The organism is Streptomyces sp. NPDC006743 (genome assembly GCF_040703815.1).
Taxonomy (GTDB): domain Bacteria; phylum Actinomycetota; class Actinomycetes; order Streptomycetales; family Streptomycetaceae; genus Streptomyces.
The window spans coordinates 295,213-314,601 of record NZ_JBEYJA010000001.1 but is presented as its reverse complement, the minus strand read 5'-3'; the positions used below and the strand labels follow the sequence as shown (position 1 = coordinate 314,601).

The 19,389-nt window shown below is 72.9% G+C and carries 17 protein-coding genes and 2 pseudogenes; 8 read left to right on the top strand and 11 right to left on the bottom strand.

Going from position 1 to position 19,389, the window contains the following annotated elements; all coding sequences use genetic code 11:
- Window positions 1-22 precede the first annotated feature (22 nt).
- The 5 genes from ABZ719_RS01310 to leuC form a co-directional block, all read right to left on the bottom strand.
- Window positions 23-298: an acyl carrier protein gene (locus ABZ719_RS01310; protein WP_366723185.1), complete on the bottom strand. Its 276-nt coding sequence runs from the start codon at window positions 296-298 to the stop codon at window positions 23-25.
- A gap of 126 nt (window positions 299-424) precedes the next feature.
- Entirely contained in the window at window positions 425-868 is a 444-nt protein-coding gene (locus ABZ719_RS01305; protein ID WP_366723184.1) for a heme-binding protein, read from the bottom strand.
- Window positions 869-942: 74 nt separating this feature from the next.
- Window positions 943-2,223: a hypothetical protein gene (locus ABZ719_RS01300; RefSeq protein ID WP_366723183.1), complete on the bottom strand. Its 1,281-nt coding sequence runs from the start codon at window positions 2,221-2,223 to the stop codon at window positions 943-945.
- 70 nt (window positions 2,224-2,293) lie between these two features.
- On the bottom strand, window positions 2,294-2,887 hold the full coding sequence (leuD, locus tag ABZ719_RS01295) for a 3-isopropylmalate dehydratase small subunit (protein ID WP_366723182.1): 594 nt from the start codon (window positions 2,885-2,887) through the stop codon (window positions 2,294-2,296).
- Between the two features lie 2 nt (window positions 2,888-2,889).
- The gene (gene leuC / locus ABZ719_RS01290; RefSeq protein ID WP_366723181.1) at window positions 2,890-4,314 is read right to left on the bottom strand and encodes a 3-isopropylmalate dehydratase large subunit; all 1,425 of its coding nucleotides are present in this window, start codon (window positions 4,312-4,314) and stop codon (window positions 2,890-2,892) included.
- A gap of 491 nt (window positions 4,315-4,805) precedes the next feature.
- Between leuC and ABZ719_RS01285 the strand changes: the two genes are divergently transcribed.
- The 3 genes and pseudogenes from ABZ719_RS01285 (at window position 4,806) to ABZ719_RS01275 (ending at window position 7,797) form a co-directional block, all read left to right on the top strand.
- The gene (locus ABZ719_RS01285; protein ID WP_366723180.1) at window positions 4,806-6,212 is read left to right on the top strand and encodes an MFS transporter; all 1,407 of its coding nucleotides are present in this window, start codon (window positions 4,806-4,808) and stop codon (window positions 6,210-6,212) included.
- 38 nt (window positions 6,213-6,250) lie between these two features.
- Window positions 6,251-6,889 (top strand): annotated as a pseudogene (locus tag ABZ719_RS01280) (adenylate kinase); the annotation flags it as partial.
- Window positions 6,890-7,377: 488 nt separating this feature from the next.
- Window positions 7,378-7,797, top strand: a complete 420-nt coding sequence (locus tag ABZ719_RS01275) for a holo-ACP synthase (RefSeq protein WP_366723179.1) — start codon at window positions 7,378-7,380, stop codon at window positions 7,795-7,797.
- Window positions 7,798-7,989: 192 nt separating this feature from the next.
- Here the strand turns inward: ABZ719_RS01275 and ABZ719_RS01270 are convergent, their stop codons facing one another.
- From ABZ719_RS01270 to ABZ719_RS01255, 4 genes are all read right to left on the bottom strand, one after another.
- A complete protein-coding gene (locus ABZ719_RS01270; protein WP_366723178.1) occupies window positions 7,990-8,571 on the bottom strand; it encodes a TetR family transcriptional regulator in 582 nt (193 codons plus the stop codon).
- A 199-nt stretch (window positions 8,572-8,770) separates the two neighbouring features.
- Entirely contained in the window at window positions 8,771-9,808 is a 1,038-nt protein-coding gene (locus ABZ719_RS01265; protein ID WP_366723177.1) for an HAD-IB family hydrolase, read from the bottom strand.
- On the bottom strand, window positions 9,805-10,953 hold the full coding sequence (locus ABZ719_RS01260) for an acyl-CoA dehydrogenase family protein (RefSeq protein ID WP_366723176.1): 1,149 nt from the start codon (window positions 10,951-10,953) through the stop codon (window positions 9,805-9,807). The genes ABZ719_RS01265 and ABZ719_RS01260 overlap by 4 nt, the downstream gene beginning before the upstream one ends.
- Window positions 10,947-11,990, bottom strand: coding sequence for a ScbA/BarX family gamma-butyrolactone biosynthesis protein (locus ABZ719_RS01255; RefSeq protein WP_366723175.1), 1,044 nt, complete (start codon window positions 11,988-11,990; stop codon window positions 10,947-10,949). The genes ABZ719_RS01260 and ABZ719_RS01255 overlap by 7 nt, the downstream gene beginning before the upstream one ends.
- A gap of 199 nt (window positions 11,991-12,189) precedes the next feature.
- Here ABZ719_RS01255 and ABZ719_RS01250 point away from each other — a divergent pair, with 199 nt between their 5' ends.
- Together ABZ719_RS01250 and ABZ719_RS01245 are read left to right on the top strand one after the other, a co-directional pair.
- Window positions 12,190-12,846 carry a ScbR family autoregulator-binding transcription factor gene (locus tag ABZ719_RS01250; RefSeq protein WP_366723174.1) on the top strand — a complete coding sequence of 219 codons (657 nt, stop codon included), beginning with the start codon at window positions 12,190-12,192 and terminating at the stop codon, window positions 12,844-12,846.
- Between the two features lie 224 nt (window positions 12,847-13,070).
- Window positions 13,071-13,364: a hypothetical protein gene (locus tag ABZ719_RS01245; RefSeq protein ID WP_366723173.1), complete on the top strand. Its 294-nt coding sequence runs from the start codon at window positions 13,071-13,073 to the stop codon at window positions 13,362-13,364.
- Window positions 13,365-13,762: 398 nt separating this feature from the next.
- On the opposite strand, the gene dacB is transcribed toward ABZ719_RS01245, so the two are convergent.
- Window positions 13,763-15,175 carry a D-alanyl-D-alanine carboxypeptidase/D-alanyl-D-alanine-endopeptidase gene (gene dacB, locus ABZ719_RS01240; protein WP_366723172.1) on the bottom strand — a complete coding sequence of 471 codons (1,413 nt, stop codon included), beginning with the start codon at window positions 15,173-15,175 and terminating at the stop codon, window positions 13,763-13,765.
- Window positions 15,176-15,688: 513 nt separating this feature from the next.
- Between dacB and ABZ719_RS01235 the strand changes: the two genes are divergently transcribed.
- Window positions 15,689-16,162, top strand: a complete 474-nt coding sequence (locus ABZ719_RS01235; protein WP_366723171.1) for a hypothetical protein — start codon at window positions 15,689-15,691, stop codon at window positions 16,160-16,162.
- 317 nt (window positions 16,163-16,479) lie between these two features.
- Window positions 16,480-17,289 carry a hypothetical protein gene (locus tag ABZ719_RS01230; protein ID WP_366723170.1) on the top strand — a complete coding sequence of 270 codons (810 nt, stop codon included), beginning with the start codon at window positions 16,480-16,482 and terminating at the stop codon, window positions 17,287-17,289.
- 354 nt (window positions 17,290-17,643) lie between these two features.
- Here ABZ719_RS01230 and ABZ719_RS01225 read toward each other — a convergent pair.
- Window positions 17,644-18,656, bottom strand: a pseudogene (locus tag ABZ719_RS01225) (DUF4073 domain-containing protein).
- Between the two features lie 225 nt (window positions 18,657-18,881).
- On the opposite strand from ABZ719_RS01225, the gene ABZ719_RS01220 reads away from it, so the two are divergent.
- A complete protein-coding gene (locus tag ABZ719_RS01220; RefSeq protein ID WP_366723169.1) occupies window positions 18,882-19,355 on the top strand; it encodes a DNA-binding protein in 474 nt (157 codons plus the stop codon).
- Window positions 19,356-19,389 lie beyond the last annotated feature (34 nt).

Here is a 19,389-nt window from a genome sequence, read left to right as displayed (position 1 = left end):
CCCCTCTGTGCGGCCGCGTGCGTCAGGCGGCGAGCTTGGACTCGACGAGCTGGACTATGCGCCGGACGGAGGAGAAGTTCTCGGGCACGAACTCGCCGTCGCTGATCGACACGTCGTACTCGTCCTCCAGGTGCGCCATCAGCTCCGCGAAGCCGAGCGAGTCGACGCCGACCTCGGTGCCGAGGAGCGCGTCGTCCCCGATCTCGTCCGGGTTCAGGTCGATGAACAGGGCGTCCACGATGAAGTGCTTCAGGTGGGCGGCGACGGCGTCGGCGGAGAATTCGACAGCGGTGGACATGTGGGTCTCCTCGGTGTTCTGGATTTCTCGAAAGGCTGGTGCTGGTGGTGGTGCGGTGCCCGGAGGCGGCCCGGCGTGGAAGGAAGGGGCCGCCTCCGGAGACGGGAGGGGCGGGAGGTTCCGGCGTCAGGCCGCGACGGCGGCCTCGAACGCGGCGACCGCCGCCTTGGCGATCTTCACGTCGTCGGACCAGTGACCGCCGCTGACGCCGACGCCGCCGACGATCTCACCGTCCACGGTGATGGGCAGGCCGCCGCCGAAGACGATCAGCCGGCGGATACCGGTGGGGGCGCCCGCCGCGAGCGGCGCGTCGTCCTTGATGAAGTCGTGCCACTGGTCGGTCGGCAGACCGAACCCGGCGGCCGTGTACGCCTTGTCCTGGGCGATCTCGACGGTCAGCAGACCGGCGCCGTCCATCCGCCCGAAGGCGTTGAGGTGACCGGACTCGTCCACGACGGCGACGCTGGAGGGGATGCCGAGACCGGTGGCTGCCTCCTTGGCGGCGTCGACGATCTTCTGGGCGAGTTCGTTGCTGAGCGCGGCACGGCGGCGCACCTGGGTCTGGGACATGCTGGAGCTCCTTGAAGTGACGTGTGTTTCAGGTGAGTTGGTCGAAGGTGTGGGGTGGAGAGGTCCGCGGCCGGTCAGGCCGCGACCGGCTCGCCGTCCGGCTGCCGGGACGGCGCGGGCAGGGCCGCGACGACCGCGGTGGCGAGCGCCAGGTAGGCGACGGTCACGCCGAGCAGGACGGAGGAGAAGGCGAACCGGTCCAGCACCAGTCCCGCGAGCAGGATCAGGACGGTGTTCAGGGCCGCGAACCGTGCCTCGTTGGTGCGCAGCGCCCCGGCCCTGACCGTGGCCGGCAGGCCGTCCAGCGCGTCGCCGATCGCGCCGACCACCACCGGCCGCACCGCGCCGACCCCGGCGCCCAGGGCGATGGTGGCGAGGGTCGCGCCGACCGCGTTGACCTGCCACAGCAGGATGAGCAGCCCGGCCCCGGCCAGCGCGGCACAGGCCAGCGCGGTGCCCCGGGCTCCGAACCGGTCGACGGCCCGGCGGGCGTTGCGGGCGCTGAAGTAGCCGCTGAGTGTGTACGCGCCCAGCACCAGCCCGAACACCGGCAGCGAGACGTGCAGCCGTACGTACAGCAGGTAGGGCAGGAAGCCGATGAACAGGGCGAGGACGAAGCCGCGGACGACCGCGTAGTACGTGCTCCAGCGCAGCACCGCGCCCGAGGCCGGCACCGGCCCGCCTTCCGTGTCCGGCCCGTCGGCCGCCGGGGAGGCGGCGGGCACGGACGGCGGGGGTGCCGAGGGTGCCGTGGACCGCGACGCGGCGTGCGCCGGGGACTGTGCCGGGGCGGTGTCCCCCGGGGTGCGCGTGCCGAGTTCCCTGCCGACCGTCGTCACCATGAGCGCGGCGAGCGCCGACATGAGGGCCGACAGGATGAACGGGGCGATCGAGGAGACCTGGTAGAGCAGTGCGCCGAGCACACCGGCCACCAGCGCGGCCGTGAAGGTCAGCGAACCGCTGCGGCTCTCCCAGCTGCGCGCGTCGGAGCCGTCCTTGCGGCACACCTCGGCCAGGAGCGCGGAGTCGGTGCCGCCGGCGAGCGAGAAGCCGAGTGCGGCGACGACCTGGGCGACGACCGCCACGGGCAGCCCGCCGGGCGCGGCGAGCAGCAGCAGGCCGGCCGCCTTGAGGCATTCGCCGGTGGCCACGGCACCGGTCAGGCCGAGCCTGCGAGCCAGCGGGCCGGTGACCACGCCGGCGACGGCCAGCGTGACGCCGTAGACGGCGAGGGCCACCTCGACGACGGGCAGCGACAGCCCCCGGTCGTAGAAGAAGACGAAGAGGATCGTCAGGTGGAAGTAGCTACGGGACAGGACCCGGTAGGCCGTGAATCTCTGCTGTGGGCTGAGCATGGTGTCCGGCCCTGCGCTTTCTCCGTCGTGGGACGGTCGTGGGGTGGGGCCCCCGGGACGGGGGGCCGGTTCAGACGGGCAGGGCCGTCGGCAGCCAGGCGGGCCGCCCGGCCTCGTACGCCGCGATCCTGTCGGCGTGCCGGAGGGTGGCGTCGATCTCGTCGAGCCCTTCCAGCAGCCGCATCCGGTGGTACGGGTTCAGCTCGAAGGGGACGGTCAGGTCGCCGGCCCGCACCTGGAGCGCCTCCAGGTCGACGCTGACCGGCTCGTCCGGGCGTTCCTCGGCGCGGCGCCACAGCTCCTCGACGACCGACTGCTCCACCTCGATGGTGAGCAGGCCGTTCTTGAGGGAGTTGCCGCGGAAGATGTCGGCGAAGCGGGGCGAGATCACGACCCTGAACCCGTGGTCCAGGAGCGCCCACACCGCGTGCTCGCGGGAGGAACCGGTGCCGAACTCCGGCCCGGCGACCAGGATCGACGCGCCCTGGTGGGCCTCGCGGTTGAGCACGAAGCCGGGGTCGGTGCGCCAGACGGCGAACAGGCCGTCCGCGTATCCGGTGCGGGTGAGGCGCTTGAGGAAGCGGACCGGGATGAGCTGGTCGGTGTCCACGTTGCTGCGGCGCAGCGGGAGGACGCGGCCGGTGTGGGTGCGGAACGCTTGCATCGTCAGACCTCGGTGGTGGCGGGGGCGGGCAGGGCGGCGGGGGAGCGGAGGGCTCCGGCGACGGCGGTGGCGGCGGCGACCGCCGGGGAGACCAGGTGGGTGCGCGACCCGCGGCCCTGGCGGCCCTCGAAGTTGCGGTTGGAGGTGGACGCGGCCCGCTGGCCGGGGTTGAGGAAGTCGGGGTTCATGGCCATGCACATCGAGCAGCCGGCGTTGCGCCACTCGGCGCCCGCGTCGGTGAACACCCGGTCCAGGCCCTCGGCCTCGGCGGCCTGGCGGACCTGCTCGGAGCCGGGCACCACCAGCATCCGCACCCCGTCGGCCACCTTGCGGCCGCTCAGGACGGCCGCGGCGGCGCGCAGGTCCTCGATGCGGCCGTTGGTGCAGGAACCGAGGAAGACGGTGTCGACGGCGATCCCGGACAGCGGCGTGCCAGGGGCCAGCTCCATGTACTCCAGGGCCTTCTCGCAGGCGGCGCGCTGGACCGGGTCGGCGAAGGACTCCGGCGCCGGGACGGTGCCGGACAGCGGGGCGACCTGACTGGGGTTCGTGCCCCAGCTGACGTACGGGGAGAGGCCGTCGAGGTCGATGTCCACGACCCGGTCGAAGACGGCGTCGTCGTCGGTGCGCAGCGTGCGCCAGTACGCGACGGCCTCGTCCCACTGCTCGCCGCGCGGGGCGTGCGCGCGGTCCTTGACGTAGGCGAACGTGGTCTCGTCGGGGGCGATCATGCCGGCCCGTGCGCCCGCCTCGATCGACATGTTGCAGATCGTCATGCGGGCTTCCATGGACAGCGATCGCAGCACCTCGCCGCGGTACTCGATCACGTGGCCCTGGCCGCCGCCGGTGCCGATCCGGCCGATCACCGCGAGGATGATGTCCTTCGCCGTGACCCCGGGCCGCGGCCGGCCGGTCAGGTTGACGGCCATGGTCCGGAACGGCGGCAGCCGCAGCGTCTGGGTCGCCATGACGTGCTCGACCTCGCTGGTGCCGATGCCGAACGCGAGCGCGCCGAAGGCGCCGTGCGTGGAGGTGTGCGAGTCACCGCAGACCACGGTCATGCCGGGCTGGGTGAGGCCGGCCTCGGGGGCGATGACGTGCACGATGCCCTGACCGGGGTGGCCGAGCGGGTAGAGCGTCACCCCGAACTTCTCGCAGTTCTCCCTGATCGCGTCGACCTGGGCCCGCGAGACGGGGTCGGCGATGGGCAGGAGGATGTTCTCCGTCGGCGTGTTGTGGTCCTCCGTGGCCATGGTCAGCTCGGGCCGCGCGACCTTGCGGCCCCGGGTCGCGAGGCCGTCGAAGGCCTGCGGACTGGTGACCTCGTGGAGCAGGTGGAGGTCGATATAGAGAATGTCCGGTTCATCGGGCGCCCGATGCACCAGGTGCGCGTTCCACACCTTTTCCGCAAGCGTCTGTCCGGCCACGCCGTCTCCTTGCTCAATGAAATACCGCTCGAATGCCCAACGAGATCCCGTACGGGATTGCGCACCGAAAAGAATGCGACTCGCAGGCCGGTGCGGGTGGGGGATCCGCGAAGGTCCGCGGTCCGGGCTCCGTTCGACCCGGCGTGCTGGACACTAACATACCTTCCAGAAGGAATGTTAGTGGCGAGGTCGGATCGATCGCCGTCGCAACGGCCTGACCTGCATACTTTGCGTGGAACTTGCTCGGACTCCTCGCGCCGGCTCCTGCGCAGTGAGACGCGGTGGACCTGCATGTCTCACTATCTGGACCGATGGTCATCGGGTACCAACGGGGAGAATTGCTTGCCATTGACGGCATCCGGCCGATAACTTTCGGCCGGTGCGCGGCTCGTCGTATTCCGGCCGCCGCCGTCTCCACCGTCTTCCGGAACGCATCCGCGGCGGTTTTCCGCGCCCTTCGGCGCACCATTCCACAGGGGGGAACCACACCCATGTCCCAGACAGCGATGACACCCCGTTCACCGGCGGCACCGCCCGGCGCGCGGCAAAGCAGGACCGGCCAGGACACCGCACGGCTGCACGCCAAGGTCGCCCGGCGGCTGGTGCCCCTGCTGGGCCTGCTCTACCTCGTGAGCTACCTGGACCGCAGCAACATCGCCTTCGCCGGCCCCAACGGCATGAACGAGGACCTCGGCCTCACCGCCTCCGCCTACGGCCTCGCCTCCGGCATCTTCTTCCTCGGCTACGTCGCCCTGGAGATCCCCAGCAACATGGCGCTGCACCGCTTCGGCGCCCGCCGCTGGCTCGTCCGGATCCTGCTCACCTGGGGACTGGTCGCCGCCGCGACCACCTGGGTCGTCAACGGCACCGAGCTGGACATCGCCCGGCTGCTGCTCGGTGTCGCCGAGGCCGGCTGCCTGCCCGGCATCGTCCTCTACCTGACGTACTGGTTCCCGGCGAAGGCCCGCACCCGCCTGAACGCGCTCTTCTTCCTCTCCCTCCCGCTCGCCACCGTGCTCGGCGCCCCGCTGTCCAGCCTGGTCATCGAGCACGCCGACGGACTCTTCGGACTCGCGGGCTGGCGTGCCATGTTCCTCGTCGAGGGCGTGCCCGCACTCCTCCTCGCGGTCCTGGTGTGGAAGGTGCTCCCGGACGGCCCGCGCGACGCCAAGTGGCTCACCCCGCGCGAACGCGACACGCTCCTCGCGGAGCTGGAACCGGAGCAAGGGCCCTCGGACCGGCCGCAGGACCGGCCGGCGGGGCGGCGCGGGGGCACCGCGGTCCGTGAGTGGCTGGGCCCGCGCGCACTCGCGCTCGGTGTCGCCTACTTCGGCCTCATCTACGGCCTGTACGCCCTCGGCTTCTTCCTGCCCACCATCATCGCCGGGTTCGCCGGCGCGTCGGGGCGGCCGTTCGGACTCCTGGAACGGGGCCTGATCAACGCGGTGCCGTACGCCGTCGCCGCCGTCGCCATGCTCCTGTGGTCCCACCGGGGCCGCCGTGACCGCGGGCCCGGCGTGCGGGTCGCGGCGCCGACCGTGCTGGGCGCGCTCGCCGTCCCGGTCGCCCTGGAGATGCACGGTCCGCTCGCGACCATGGCGGTGGTCACGGTCACCGCCGTCGGCACGCTCTGCGCGATACCGGCCTTCTGGTCGCTGCCCACCGAGATGCTCAGCCGCCGGGCCGCCCCCGCGGGCATCGCCCTGGTCAACTCCCTCGGCAGCCTCAGCGGTTTCGCCGCGCCCTACTTCACCGGCTGGCTCAAGGACGGCACCGGGTCCACCAGGCCCGGACTGTGGCTGGCGGGTGCGCTGATGCTGCTCTCGGCCGTGATCGTCCTGGCCCTCGGGCGCGCCCGGGACACCGGCCCCGCGGCCCACGCCCCGGACGTCCGGTGAACGCGCCCCTCGCACCCGGAACCAGGAGACCACCCGCCATGCGCATCGTCATCGCAGGACCGCCCGGCGCGGGCAAAGGGACCCAGGCCGCCCGCCTGACACGGGCGCTGTCGGTGCCCCACGTCTCCACGGGCGCCCTGTTCCGCAGCCACATCGAACGCGGCACACCCCTCGGCCGGCAGGCACGCGAGCACATCGAGGCGGGGCGGCTCGTCCCCGACGACCTCACCCTCACGATGACCGCGCAGCGCCTGGCCCGGCCGGACGCCGCCCACGGCTTCCTGCTGGACGGCTTCCCGCGCACCGTCCGTCAGGCGACCGCCCTGGACGACCTGCTCGCACACCGACGGGCCCGGCTGGACGCGGTGTTGTTCCTCGACCTGGCCGAGGACGAGATCGTCCGGCGCATCGCGGGGCGCCGCGTGTGCCGGGCCGACAGCGGACACGTCCACCACGTGGCGCACTCGCCGGGTGCGGCCCGGGGCGTCTGCGACACCTGCGGGGGCCGGCTCCACCAGCGTGCGGACGACCGTGAGGAGACGGTACGCACCCGTCTCGCGGTGCACCACCGCGAGACGGCACCGCTGCTCGGCCACTACCGCGAGCGCGGCCTGGCGGTGACCGTGTCCGCCACGGGCGCGGTCGACGAGGTGACCCGCCACGCCCTGGCGGCCCTCACCTCACCTGGCGCGCGGAGGGGCTCTGACCAGGACGGCTCCGGGCGGTACGGCTCCGACCAGGGCCGTACGGAGCACGGCCCCACCGAGCGGGACGGCCGCGAGCTGGTCGCACCGGGCGGGGCGGCCGCGACCGGTCTGCCCCGCCCCCGGTCCTGACCGGCTGACGGCACGACCCACGGGTCGTACCGGCCGGACCGGCCCGTACGACCCACCCGGGCGCGGCGCTCCCTCGTCGGGCGCCGCGCCCACCCCCACCCCGGAGGCATCCGCACCTCGCGCCGCGCGTGGGCCCGACCGCACTCGCATCCGGGCCCGCCCCCGCCCCGCCCCGGGGAGCCCGCACCCTCGGAGGCATCCGCACCCCGCGCCGCGCGGGTCCTGCCCGCACCCGCCCCGCGGCCGCACACCTTCCCGCGCCCACAGGCATATGTGTGCGCACGCACCCCTCACCTCGTCCCCGTCCCGCACCCGCAGGAGGAGCAGCAGTGATCGTCGGTATCGGCAACGACGTGGCGGACATCGAGCGCTTCCGGGCGGCCCTGGCGCGCACCCCGTGCCTCGCCTCCCGCCTCTTCACCGCCCGTGAACGCACCGGCCCGGACGGCCGCCCGCGCGACGCGGCCTCCCTGTCCGCCCGGTTCGCCGTGAAGGAGGCCGTGCTGAAGGTGCTGGGCGCGCCGGCCGGTCTTGCCTGGGACGGGATAGAGACGGTCACCCTGCCCTCCGGCCGGCCCGTGCTGCGGGTCTCCGGCGCCCCGGCCGAACGCGCCGCCGCCCTGGGCATCCGGGACTGGCACGTGTCGATCAGCCATGACGGGAATCTCGCGGCGGCTCTCGTGGTGGCCGAAGGAGGCGGTGGACGGCGCAGGTGCACGCGGGTGTGCGGACGGCGGGGCGGCCCTTGAAGCCGCCGGGAAGGCGGGGGGGCGGGGCAGCGGCGCCCGGGAAGCCCGGGGCCGGCCGACGCAGCGGCCCCCGTCCGGGTGGAGGTGTGAGGCCCGCGTCGTTCCGGACCGGCCTGGCCGCGTCCCACCGGGGAGCGGCCGGCGCGGCCCACGAGTGGCGGACCGCGTCACCACCGCGGCGGAGACGGGGGATCAGGCGCGCAGCGCCTCCTCCAGGATGCGCCAGACCGTGTTCATCCAGAGCAGCAGTTCCCGTTCCTGCGGGGCCAGTGCCGGTGACTGGGTGCCGAAGACGACGACCAGCAGGAGTTCGGCGATGTCCTGCGCCGCGTACCGGGGGGTCACCGCGCCCTGGTCCTGGGCCTCGCGGACCAGGCCGGCCAGGTGGCTGCGGATGTCCTGCACGAAGTGCGGCTTGACCGGCTCGGCGCCCTCCGGTGCGTCGGCGACCAGCCGCAGCGCCGCCTTCAGGCGTACCTGCTCGTGCAGGGCGCGGGTCAGGCCCAGGGTGAGCGAGCGCAGGGCGGCCAGCGGATCGCGGTCGGGGCCGGTGCTGGTGCGCAGGACCACGTCCCAGGCGTCCGCGCCGCACTCCACGAGCGCGTTCGCCAGCTCGGTCTTGGACGCGAAGTGCCCGTAGACGGCACCCTTGGTCATGCCGGTCCGGGCCGCGACCGCGTTGAGCGTGGTGACCGCGTAACCGTTGCGGGAGAACTCCTCCGCCGCGGTGTCGAGCACGAACTCACGTGTCCGCCTGGATCGTTCGCGCTGCATACCGCCACCACCCCTTCGTGGACCCCCGCTTCCGAAACCCGGATCCGTTGACCGGATACTGAACATACCATCCAGGAGGAATGTTTTGGGCGGACGTCATGTGTGGATCCGGCGTTCCTCCAGTGAGTGTCGTGAAGTCGCCCCTCGGCCCGGGGAACGGCGAGGGGGCGGACCGTCGGTCCGCCCCCCACTGAGATCGTCAACCACCTGCCCAAACAGGCCAGTTGAGCTGCCGCGCGTGCCGGTTCAGTACCGGGTCCGCGCCCACCACGACCGCCTGCCCCACCGCCCGTAACATGGCCAGATCGCTGGAGTGGTCCCCGTAGGCGATGCAGTCGCCCGCCGCGATCCCCGACTCCGCGAGCAGCGCGCTGACGGCGTCCGCCTTGGTGTCTCCGATCATCGGACGGCCGGCCTCACCCGTGAACACCCCGCCCTCGCTGAGCTGTTCGGTGCAGCACACCAGGTCCGCGCCCACGTCCTGGGCCAGCGGCAGCAGCAGGGAGCGGCAGGAGCCGGACACCAGGACCACGCCGTCACCGGCCGCGCGGTGCCGGGCCAGCGCCTCGGCGGTCGTGCGCACCAGGGCATCCGGCCGCCGCCGGTACGCCGCGTACCACCGCCGCCCGGCCGCTTCGAGCGCGGCGACCGGCACACCTGCGTACCGGCGGTAGTAGGCGCGGTTCGCCTCCTCCCGTCGCGGCCCGGCGCTGCCGCACCCGGCCGCGACGGGAACAGGACCTGGAGCAGCGGCAGGACCCCAAGCAGCACCCGGAGCAGTGACAGGACCCGAAGCAGGGCCGGGAGCAGTGCCAGGCGCCAGACCAGTGACCGGCGCGGTGGCAGGCGTCGGGACAGGACCCGGGACCGTGGCAGGCGCCGGAGCTTCCCGAGCGGGGACAAGTGCCGCAGGGGCAGCGGGCGCCGGTGCGGCTGCGGCCTCGCCCTCCTCCCGCCGCCAGAACTCCCAGAAGTCCAGCAGGCTCTTGGCCGCGATGAGCGTCTCGTCCACGTCGAAGAAGGCGATACGGCCGCTGCGGGGCGGCCACGGGCGGACATCGCGCGGGCCGGTTCCGCGGCCGGCACCGTCCCCGTCGGCCGACACGTTGGTCACGTCGGCGGCGGCACCGTCGGCCGTCGCGTCCGCCACCACGAAGCGTCCCGCGTCCAGCACGCCGCCCACGCCGCCCACGCGGTCCACCGTGAGCACCGGGTGCGCCGTGTGCACGGCGTTCACCCGGCCTCCCCGTGGGCCCAGGGCGAGGCGAACACGGCCTGCCCGTAAGCCGACGCCGCCTGTTCGAAGGCGAGCGTGGCGTGACCGGCGCCGACGACCACGTCGTGCCAGCGGCGCTGCAACGGATCGTCCTCCGCCGCCGCCCCCAGGCCCGACGCCCGCATCAGCCGGTCGACCGCGCTCGCGCACAGTTCCGCCGCCAGGGCGGTGTCCCGCCGGCACTCCCCGACCGTGACACCGCTCTCTCCGGTCCGGTCGGCCCGCTCCGCCACCCGTTCCAGGAGCAGTTGGGCCGCCGCGATCTCCCCCGACGAGCGGGCCAGGACCGCCCGCACCCCCTCCTTCTCCCGTACGGGCACCCCTGCGCCGTCCCGCGCGCCCGCCGTCCGCTCCAGCCACGCCTGCTGGGCACCGCGGGCGGCACCGAGCAGCGGTGCGGCGAAGACGAGGCCCGCGATCATCGGGTACGGAACCGTGTGGCACCGCGCGCCGCCGGGCAGCGGGGCGAGCAGCGCGGCCAGGGGCGCGGTGTGCCCGGCCGGCACGAACACCCCCTCCGCCTCGACCGTGTTGCTGCCGGTGCCGCGCATCCCCATGGTCCGCCAGGTGTCGACGACCCGGACCCGCCCCCGCGGCACCGCGAAGACACGGTGTTCCCGGTCCCCGTCCGGGCCCTCGGCCCAGCCGCCCATCAGCACCCAGGCGGCGTGGTCGACCCCGCTGACCGACGGCCACGCCCCGGTCAGCCGCCAGCCCAGCCCGTCCCGTACGGCCTCGCCGCGCGCCGGTACCACCGCCGCGGCGATCCGCACGTCGGGCCCGTCCGCCCACAGCTCCCGCTGTCCCTCCTCGGGCAGGTAGGCGGCCAGGCGGGCGTTCGAGGCGTACAGCGCCGCGCACCAGGCCGTCGAAGCACAGCTCTCCGCCACCACCCGCACCGATGTGAGCAGTGCGGTGAAGGTCCCGGCGGCTCCCTCCCAGCGCCGGGGCACGAAGTGACGGGCGAAACCTGCCTCGACGAGCGAGTCGGCGATGTCCGCCGTAAGTCTTCGCCGCGTCCGTGTCCACTCCAGGTCGCGTTCGGCCGTCTTGGCGGCCGGCGCGACCCGTTCCCGTATCTCCTCCCACTCCACCGTGCTCAGCACGCCGCACCCCGCAGCGGGCGCACGGCCACCGCCCGCAGCACACCGGAGGCGAGCGTCTGACCGCCCTGCACCGCGCTGGTGTGCACGGCCAGCCGGCCCGCGCCCGCGCCGCCCCACGGCCGGGCGGTGACGGTGACCGGCCGGTCGTACTCGCCGAACGCCTCGTAGGAGGCGGCGATCGACGCGAGCCGCCACAGCCGGGGTGCCGGGTCGTGGCCCGCGGTCTGCGCGGCGACGACCCGCGCGGCCTGCCGGAAGGACTCCAGGAGCACGACGCCCGGGATGTGGTCGCCCTCGTGGTCGAAGAGCACCGGGTGCGAGCGGTCCATCCGCAGCCACCACCGTCCGGGCTGGCCGTCCGGGTCGGACGCGAGCAGCACGTCACGGTCGTGTGCGTGCCCGACGGCCATCGGCGGGAGCGGTACGAGGCCACCGGAGGGCACCGAAGGGTCCCCGGGTGCGGGGCAGTTGCGCCGGCGCAGCACCTGGTAGCTGCGCGGGGCCAGGACCTCCCAGCTCAGCCGTGCGCGGCCGTGGGCCCGTCCGCCGGCGTACAGGACGGCCTCCAGCTCGACGCCGAAGCGGCGGGCGTGGCCGGGGGCCCGCAGGAAACTGACGTCGAGCGTCACCGGCAGCGGGGCCGGCCCGGTGTCCGGGAGCCCCGCGAAGGAGGGCTCGACACAGAGGTCGCGCAGGACGAACGGGTGGTCCATCGGGACGTCGTAGAAGCGGTGCGAGACGTAGATGAGGGTCTGGCGCACCGTCTCGATCAGGAAGAACGGGTCGCTCTCGCCGTCCTGGGAGCGCCGGTAGAGCCGGTGGTCGGCCGGCCAGCGGGCGCCGACCGCGAACCGGTCGTCGTCCAGGCGGACCGCGTCGGTCAGCAGGACCTCGGCGGACGAGGTCTTGTGCACCAGCGTGCGCGGGACGGGGCGGCTGTGGTCGAGGAGCCCTTCCAGGCCCGGTTCACCCCGGTCGGTGCCGGAGCCGGCCTCGGTTGCCGTGTCCGGAAAAAGTGGTGTTGTGGCGACGTTCACGTACGAACTCCATCCCCCTGAGAAGGCCGTGAGGTCGTGCCGGGCGGGCGGTCACGCCGGGTGCCCGGACGATCATGCTGAGCAGCAGGTCGAAAATATACCTTCCGGAAGGTATATTGCAATGGCCTTCAGAAGAGGCACCCTGAACCCCCCACGGCACGGGTGACAGCACCCCCGTCACAGATGAAAGATGGACCACGTGACCACATCCCCTCCCCCCTCCTTCCCGGTGCCGAAGTTCACCGCCGCGCAGGGCCCGGACCCGCGGCAGGAGCGGGCGATCCGGACCAAGGCCCTGGTGCTCACCGCCGCGGCGGAACTCTTCTCCGAGAAGGGCTTCAAACAGACCTCGGTCAAGGACGTCGCCGACCGGATGGGCATGACGAAGGGGGCCGTGTACTTCCATTACCCGACCAAGGAAGCGCTCGCCCTCGCGGTGGTCGAGGAACTGTACGAACGCTGGCCGGCCCTGCTCGCCGAGGTCCAGGAACAGACGTCCTCCCCGCTGCGGGCCGCCGAGGAGATCTTCAACCGGGCCGCGGTCCTCTTCCGCGACGACCCGCTCGTCCAGGGCGGCGCGCGGCTCCAGATCGAGCGCCCCCTCATCGACGCCGAACTCCCCGTGCCCTACGTCGGCTGGACCGTGATGATCACCGGCCTGCTGGTGGCCGCCCGCGACGCCGGTGAACTCCGCGAGGGCGTCGACCCCGAGGCGGCGGCCCGCACGCTGACCGCCGCGTTCTTCGGCACCCAGCACATCTCGGACGTCCAGCAGCGCTGGGCGGACGTGGTGGAACGCTGGGAGGAGGTCCGCGACCTCACCTTCTACGCGATCCGCGCCACCCCGTCCGCGTGACACCGTCCGCGTGACGACTCCCGCATGTCACCCCGGACGCGGGATGCCGGACCTCGGATGCCCGATGCCGGATGCCGGACGGCGGACGCCGTGGGGGTCGTCCGGGTTGTCTCCGCGGGTACTCAAGCTCCGCTGAGTACCCGCGCCCATGTGCCGGGCGGGGACCTCGACGAGGCTGTACCGGAGACCTCCGGTTCTCTTCGGTCCTGAAGGAGACATCAGATATGCGGAACGTCCGACGGGGAGCGGCGCTCGCCGCGGTCGGCGCCATGGCCTTCGCCACGCTCACGGCGTGCTCGATGGAGGAGGCGGTGTGCGGCGGCGGCGAATACCCGGTCCAGGCGGTGGGCAGCACAGGCAGCGCGTGTACCCCGAAGGGCAAGGAGCCGCCGGCGGGCTACGTCCGTTACCCCGCGGGCAAGGAGCCCAAGACGGTCGGCGACAAGTGGGAGGAGTACTGGAACACCCACGTGATCGACAAGAACGGCAACGTCAGGAAGGCCGAGGACGGCGAGTAGCGCCGCCGGCGGACGTGTGCCGGCGGTGCGCTCACGGATGCGGCCGCCGGGCAGGGGCGAACACCCGGCGGGCGCGGCCGCCGGGGCGGGCGCCCGGACGCGGGCGGGCGGCCTCCATGGGTATGCGGGCGTTCCTGGTGGAGGCGCGGGCGGCCCTGCGTCGACGCGTGCGGGCGACCCGGAGGCGCGCGGGCGGCGCTCATGGAGGCGTGCGGGTGGCCCTGCACCGAACGCGTGCGGGCGGCGTTCGCGGACGTGCCCGGGCCGGCGGGCCGGTGCCGCCGGCCGTGGTCGGGGGTCCTCGGCGGGGGGCGTGTGCCTTCGGCGGCGGGCGTACGCCGCACCGGCCGGAGGGTTCTCCGGGCCGGCCGGCGGGCGTACGCCGCGCGTCCGCGGGATCAGGCCCAGCAGCCGTTCACGGTCGCGGCCAGGCCGTCCATCGCGTCCTTGATGTCGCTCGGGGCGGCCGTCGCGCCGTTCTCGACGAAGGAGAAGACCCTCCACTCGCCGCTCTCGGTCCGGGTCAGCCCGCTCAGGGCGATCGCGCCGGTCAGGGTGCCCGTCTTCGCCTGCACCTTGCCGACGGCGCACTGCGAGTGCGGGTCGTCGAAGCGGCCCCATTCGGGGCCGAGGGTGCTGCCGGCCTCACCGGCGACGGGCAGGCCCTCCAGGATCGAGCCCAGCGTGTGCGCGTAGCGGTCCTCGGTGAGCAGTTCGAGGAGCTGCGCGAGCGTGGCGGCGGGGATGCGGTCGGCCCGTGACAGGCCGCTGCCGTCGTGGATCTCGAAGTTCTCCAGGGACACGCCGTAGTGCCTGCTCAGCACATGGCGTACGACCTCGGTGCCGCCCTCGAAGGTGGCGGGCCGTCCCACTCCGAGCGCGGTCATCCGCAGCAGGGTCTCGGCGATGTTGTTGTCGCTGGTCTTGAGCATCTTCTCGACCACGTCCGCCAGCGGGCCCGAGGTGTGGCGGGCGACCGGAACGTCGGTGCGGCGGGCCGTGGCGCGGGTGACGTCACCGTCCACGGTGACGCCCTGCGCGGCGACCAGTTTCGCGAAGGCCTGCCCGGCGTCGACGGACGTGTCCTGGACACCGTGGCCGTCGACGACGAGGGCGCGGACCGGGGCGACGGTGTCCGGGTAGTACCCGTCGTTCCAGCCGGCGGCCAGGGTCGGTTCGGGGAACAGGCTGTCGTCCACGGCGACCTTCACCGAGGACAGGCCCGCCTTCTTCAGCCCGGCCACCGCCGTCCGCGCCAGCTCGGCGAGGTCGTCGCCGCTGAGGGTGCGGTCACCGCCTCCGACCAGCTTCAGGGTGCCGTCGCCGTAGACGACCTTCGTGGTGAACCGGTGCTGCGGGCCCAGCACGGTCAGCGCCGCGGTCGCCGTGGCGAGCTTGGCGTTGGAGGCGGGCATCAGCGCGGTGGAGGCGTGGTGGTCCCACAGGGTCGAGTCGGAGTCGGCGTCGAGGACCACGCCGCTGACGTCGGAGCCCAGACGCTGGTCGAGCACGCGGGCGTCGAGGTTCGCGGCCATCTGCTGGTCACCGGTGCCGGTGCGGGTGTTGGTGTCCGTGCCGGTGGCGGGGGTGCCTTCGGCGTGGTCCGGCGCGCTGTGCCCGGCGGCGGCCGCGGGGTCGTTGCCCGCCGCGAAGGCCGAGGTGCCGGCGAGGGCGGCCGAGGCGACGGGCACCGCCATCGCGAGCACCACGGCCCGCCGGACACCCGTGCCGCCCTGCTTCGTCTTCCGGTGCCGACGACGGCCACCCGGGGCGTACGTGGTCATATGTGTTTCCGCTGCCGTATCACTCATGCATATCCAGATTTCGAGTACGGACGTCAGGTAGGACGATCGGCGCGCACCCTACCACCCGTCAGATATGACATGTCCGAGGAAAATGGCAGGTCGTGGGGGTGCAGTGAAGGGTCTGGCGGCAGGTTGAACCAGGTGTGAAGAAACCATGGCAGGAGCCCGGGGAAAGACCTGGGGGAGCCCGCCCGGAGGGGCCGGGGCAGGCGCGTCGCGGGGCAACTCGGCCGGGTCCGGGAAGGCAGACCGGCGGATCCCGGAGGGGCAGACCGACAGGTGTTCCCGGGTGACGCAGAAGGTGTTTGGGGGCTGTCTGCGAGGTATTTCGGGGCAGACTGGAAAGTGTTTCCGTGCGGGGTTGGCAGGTATGCGTTCGATCGATACGGGCAGGCTCCTCGGGTGTGCGTAGACTGACCCAGGTTTCTCGTACGGGGACGGTGCGTGTCCGCGCCCTCCGCCCGGCACGTACGGCCGCGCACACCCCCCGAAGGACACGGAAAGTGGAGGCTGGCGCCGATGAGGTCCGCGCGCCGGGGATCCGTGTGGCCCGCCGCGTGCACCTGGCCCGCCGTGGCCGCACTGGCCGTCGCGGGATGCTGGCTCTACGGCCGGCACAGTGAGCCGCCGGCCCGGGCCGACCGGGTGGCCGTCGGCCGCGTGTGCCGTTCCTCCCTCCCGCCCGGCATGGAACTGTCCTGCGGCACCTACGGCTTCGGCGACGTGCGCTACGTCTGCCCCGCCGGGAGCCGGGACGGCGAGCGGTGCGTGCGGACGTCGAGGGTGACGGTGCGCAACTCGGGCCGTTCCCTGGTCTACGTCACCTGCATAGCGGGCCGTGGGCAGGGCGCGCGCGAGCAGGGTCCGCAGCAGGCGGTCCGACCGGGCCATGAGGTGACCCTGCGCCCCGGCGGGGGACGGATGTTGTTCGACATCACGCTGAAGGGCACGGACAGCGGGCCGAACAGCCTGGAAGTGGTCGGCTTGCGATGACGGACGCCGGCGGTGACCGGACCGCGGCCGACGCGGCCGACGCGGCCGTGAGGCGGGCGTACAGGTACCGACCCCCGCTGACCTGGTGATACGCGGCATACCACCTCAAAGGGTCGAACAGTAGAGCGACTTGGCCGATTCCTCGTAAGCTGCGGCGGTGCCTCTCGGCTCGAACTGCCGCGCGGTTCGCCCCGGGAGGCGCGGCTCCGTCCGCGACCGCGGCCGGGGGACCGCCAAGGCGTGCTCACGCGCGCCGGGAAGACACGAGGTGGAACATGCCGGGACCGTGGACCATGCCGGGACCAAGGACGTGGGGGGTGGCCGCCGCCTCGGCGGTGCTGCTGCTCTGCACCGCGCAGGCCTCGCCCGCGGGGGCCGCCACGACCGCGCTGCCGCTCTGCCCGACGGTCTTCGGGCACGGCGGTTACCCCACGGGCGCCGACCCCTGGGACCGTGACCAGGTGCGGCAGCCGAACAACCCCAAGGGGCTCGCGCAGCAGAAGAGCTGGGGAGCGGGCGGGGTGGAGGCCGACCTCCAGCTCACCCGGGACGGCACCAAGGGGGTCATGTGGCACAACACCACGACCAACGGGCTCACCGGCACCCGCAAGCCCATCACCGAACTGTGGTGGGCGACCGGGACCGACCAGCTCAAGGGCCGGACGATCACCCGCGGCCCCTACACCGGCGAGACCGTCTACACCTTCCGTGAATGGCTCGACAGCGCCAAGTCCAAGAACCTGACGCCCCTGGTGGAACTCAAGGGTGAGGCCAAGCAGTCGCTGCTCAACAGCGACTCGGCCATCCGTGAGCGGGCGTGGGCGGAGGTGATAGCGCCCATATCGGAGCGTATTGCCTCGCAGAAGATCATGATCTACACGCACGACACCGCGCTCCAGCCCGAACTGGACAAGCGCATCAAGGCGGCCGGTCTGTCGGCCGCGCTCACGGGCCACCCCAGCTGGATCGACGGGATCGGCTGGGAGGAGCCGCCGCCCGCGGCCTCCGGCAACTACGCCTCCTGGCAGGCGGCCTGGACCCGGCTGGGCTCGACCACGACCTCGGTGCCCGTCGCCACCTCGTGGACGAAGGACCTCACGACGTGGCTGCAGGGCAAGTGCGTCTGACACTCCTGCGGCCCGTGCGTCGTTCCGCGTCGGCGTACTCGGCGTACTCGGCGTACTCGGCGTACTCGGCGTACTCGGCGTACTCGGCGTACTCGGCGTACTCGGCGCGCGCGACGGGCGCGTCACCGGTGTCGGTTACGCCTTCCGCGCGTCGCCGGCCCGGAGCCGGTGGAGGGACCGAAGGGACTCTGTCCGGGAGTTGAGTGCGGGAGAGCGGGTCGAGGGCTGAGCCGGCCCGCGTACGCGGGCCGGCTCGGTCGTGCGAGGACCGGCACGGCCGGGTGCGGGCCGTGCGGTGACGTGCGCCCGCACGGACCGAGGCGGCCCGTGCGGTGATGTGCGGGTGGCGCGCGGTCAGATGCGGGTCGCCAGCGGCACGGTGACCTGCTTCAGCCAGGTACCGGAGGCGAAGTCACGCGCCTTGACCACCACTCGGTCACGGTACACCTCGACCTGGAGGCGCCCTGGTTGAACGCGCCGTCCACGGCGTTCTCGCCACCCTGGCCGTTGTCGGTGAAACCGGTCTGCACGGCACCGGTGTTGATGACCGCGAAGCCGTCGAGGTTGGCCGTCCCCGGCACCACACGGCGCACGTACCAGTCGGACAGACCGAGGTCCCAGTGCGTGTGTCCGCTGAAGAGGAACACGTCACGGTGGCGGCCGAGGAGGCCGAGCAGCCGGTCGGCCTGGAGGTAGTCGTTCATGTAGAGCTTGTTGCGGGTTCCGGAGACGGTGTCCGGCAGCGGGTGGTGCGTGATCACCATGACGGGCCTGCGCCGGCGTGCCCAGTACGCCAGTCGCTCCTCCAGCCACCGGAACTGCGCCTCGCTCAGCCACACTTCGTCCCACAGCTTCGGGTCGTGGTAGTGCATGTAGCGCTCGGTGCCGATCGTGAGCACCGGTATGCCGCCGAACGCCGTCTCCGCGTAGACCCTGCCGCGCCCGGCGAAGCGGTGGAAACTGCGGAACAGCGAGTCCTCGGTGGTGCCGTTGGGCCAGGTGGCCTGGGCCAGCGTGCCGGGGTCGGCCCACTTCGGCACGTAGAACTCGTGGTTGCCGATGGCCCAGGCGATCTCGCGCGGATGCGGGTTGCCCGCGAACATCTTGCGCACCTCGGCGTACTCCGCGTCGTAGCCGCGCGGGGTGATGTCACCGGCCACGGCCAGTCCCGCGCTGTGCGGGTTGGTGACGCGCATGTCCCTCAGAGCGACGGCGAGGTCGCCGAGGTCGCCCTGGATGTCGCTGATGACGTTGAAAGAGGTCAGCGGGGCGCCGCCGCGCCGCGGGGCCGCTTCGGCGGGGACCTCGGCGAGCGCGCCGAGCGCGACGGCACCGGCCGTCGCGGCGATGAGGGATCTGCGTTCCATGAAGGATCCTTTCTGGGCCAGACCCGTTACTCATATGCGATCAATGAGTCCACGGGATGAACGCCGGGCGACAGCGGTCCCGTACGGCGGTCCGCCCGCTCGTGCCGGTCCAGGGGGAGGCGCCCGGCGCTCCGGTTCCGTCGGTGAGGGGCATCACGCGTCGGAGCAACGGCTCGTTAACTTCATAGCGTTGACAACAACTTGTTTGCGTCGCACGATGATCGCATGCCGACGACGCCCCAGCAGCCTGCCGACGCCTTCACGCCCCCGAGCGCCGAGGAGGCGCGGGCGCAGCGCGTGTACGCCTCCCTGTTCCGCATCGCGGAACGTCACGCCGCCACGGACGAGCAGCGCCGCCGTCAGGTCCACCCCGCCATGCCCGGCCCGCACGAGGCGATCAGGATCGTGTCGTTCCTGCTCAGCGGTGCGGCTCTGCCGCAGGACGGTGAGCCGGAGGTCGACCGCGCGGACATCACCGCCGCGCTGAGTCTCGTTCCGCTCGCCCGCGCCGAGATGGACGAACTCGAGGCAGGGCTGCTCGGGATGGCGCGGGGACGCGGTATGACCTGGCCGGAGATCGCCTTCGGCCTCGGCCTGGCCACCCCCCAGGCGGCCAGGCAGCGCTACGAGCGACTGGTCAGCCGGACCGAGACGGAGGCGGAACCCGACCCCGGCCGGGGCGCGGAAAGGGGCGCGTAACCCGAGCCAGGCAGGGGCGCAGAGAAGGGCGCGT

Coding starts and splice junctions, on each gene's coding strand:
- ABZ719_RS01310 (WP_366723185.1), bottom strand. CDS start 298: ATGTCCACCGCTGTCGAATTCTCCGCCGACGCCGTCGCCGCCCACCTG.
- ABZ719_RS01305 (WP_366723184.1), bottom strand. CDS start 868: ATGTCCCAGACCCAGGTGCGCCGCCGTGCCGCGCTCAGCAACGAACTC.
- ABZ719_RS01300 (WP_366723183.1), bottom strand. CDS start 2,223: ATGCTCAGCCCACAGCAGAGATTCACGGCCTACCGGGTCCTGTCCCGT.
- leuD (WP_366723182.1), bottom strand. CDS start 2,887: ATGCAAGCGTTCCGCACCCACACCGGCCGCGTCCTCCCGCTGCGCCGC.
- ABZ719_RS01285 (WP_366723180.1), top strand. CDS start 4,806: ATGTCCCAGACAGCGATGACACCCCGTTCACCGGCGGCACCGCCCGGC.
- ABZ719_RS01270 (WP_366723178.1), bottom strand. CDS start 8,571: ATGCAGCGCGAACGATCCAGGCGGACACGTGAGTTCGTGCTCGACACC.
- ABZ719_RS01245 (WP_366723173.1), top strand. CDS start 13,071: ATGCGGAACGTCCGACGGGGAGCGGCGCTCGCCGCGGTCGGCGCCATG.
- dacB (WP_366723172.1), bottom strand. CDS start 15,175: ATGAGTGATACGGCAGCGGAAACACATATGACCACGTACGCCCCGGGT.
- ABZ719_RS01235 (WP_366723171.1), top strand. CDS start 15,689: ATGAGGTCCGCGCGCCGGGGATCCGTGTGGCCCGCCGCGTGCACCTGG.
- ABZ719_RS01220 (WP_366723169.1), top strand. CDS start 18,882: ATGCCGACGACGCCCCAGCAGCCTGCCGACGCCTTCACGCCCCCGAGC.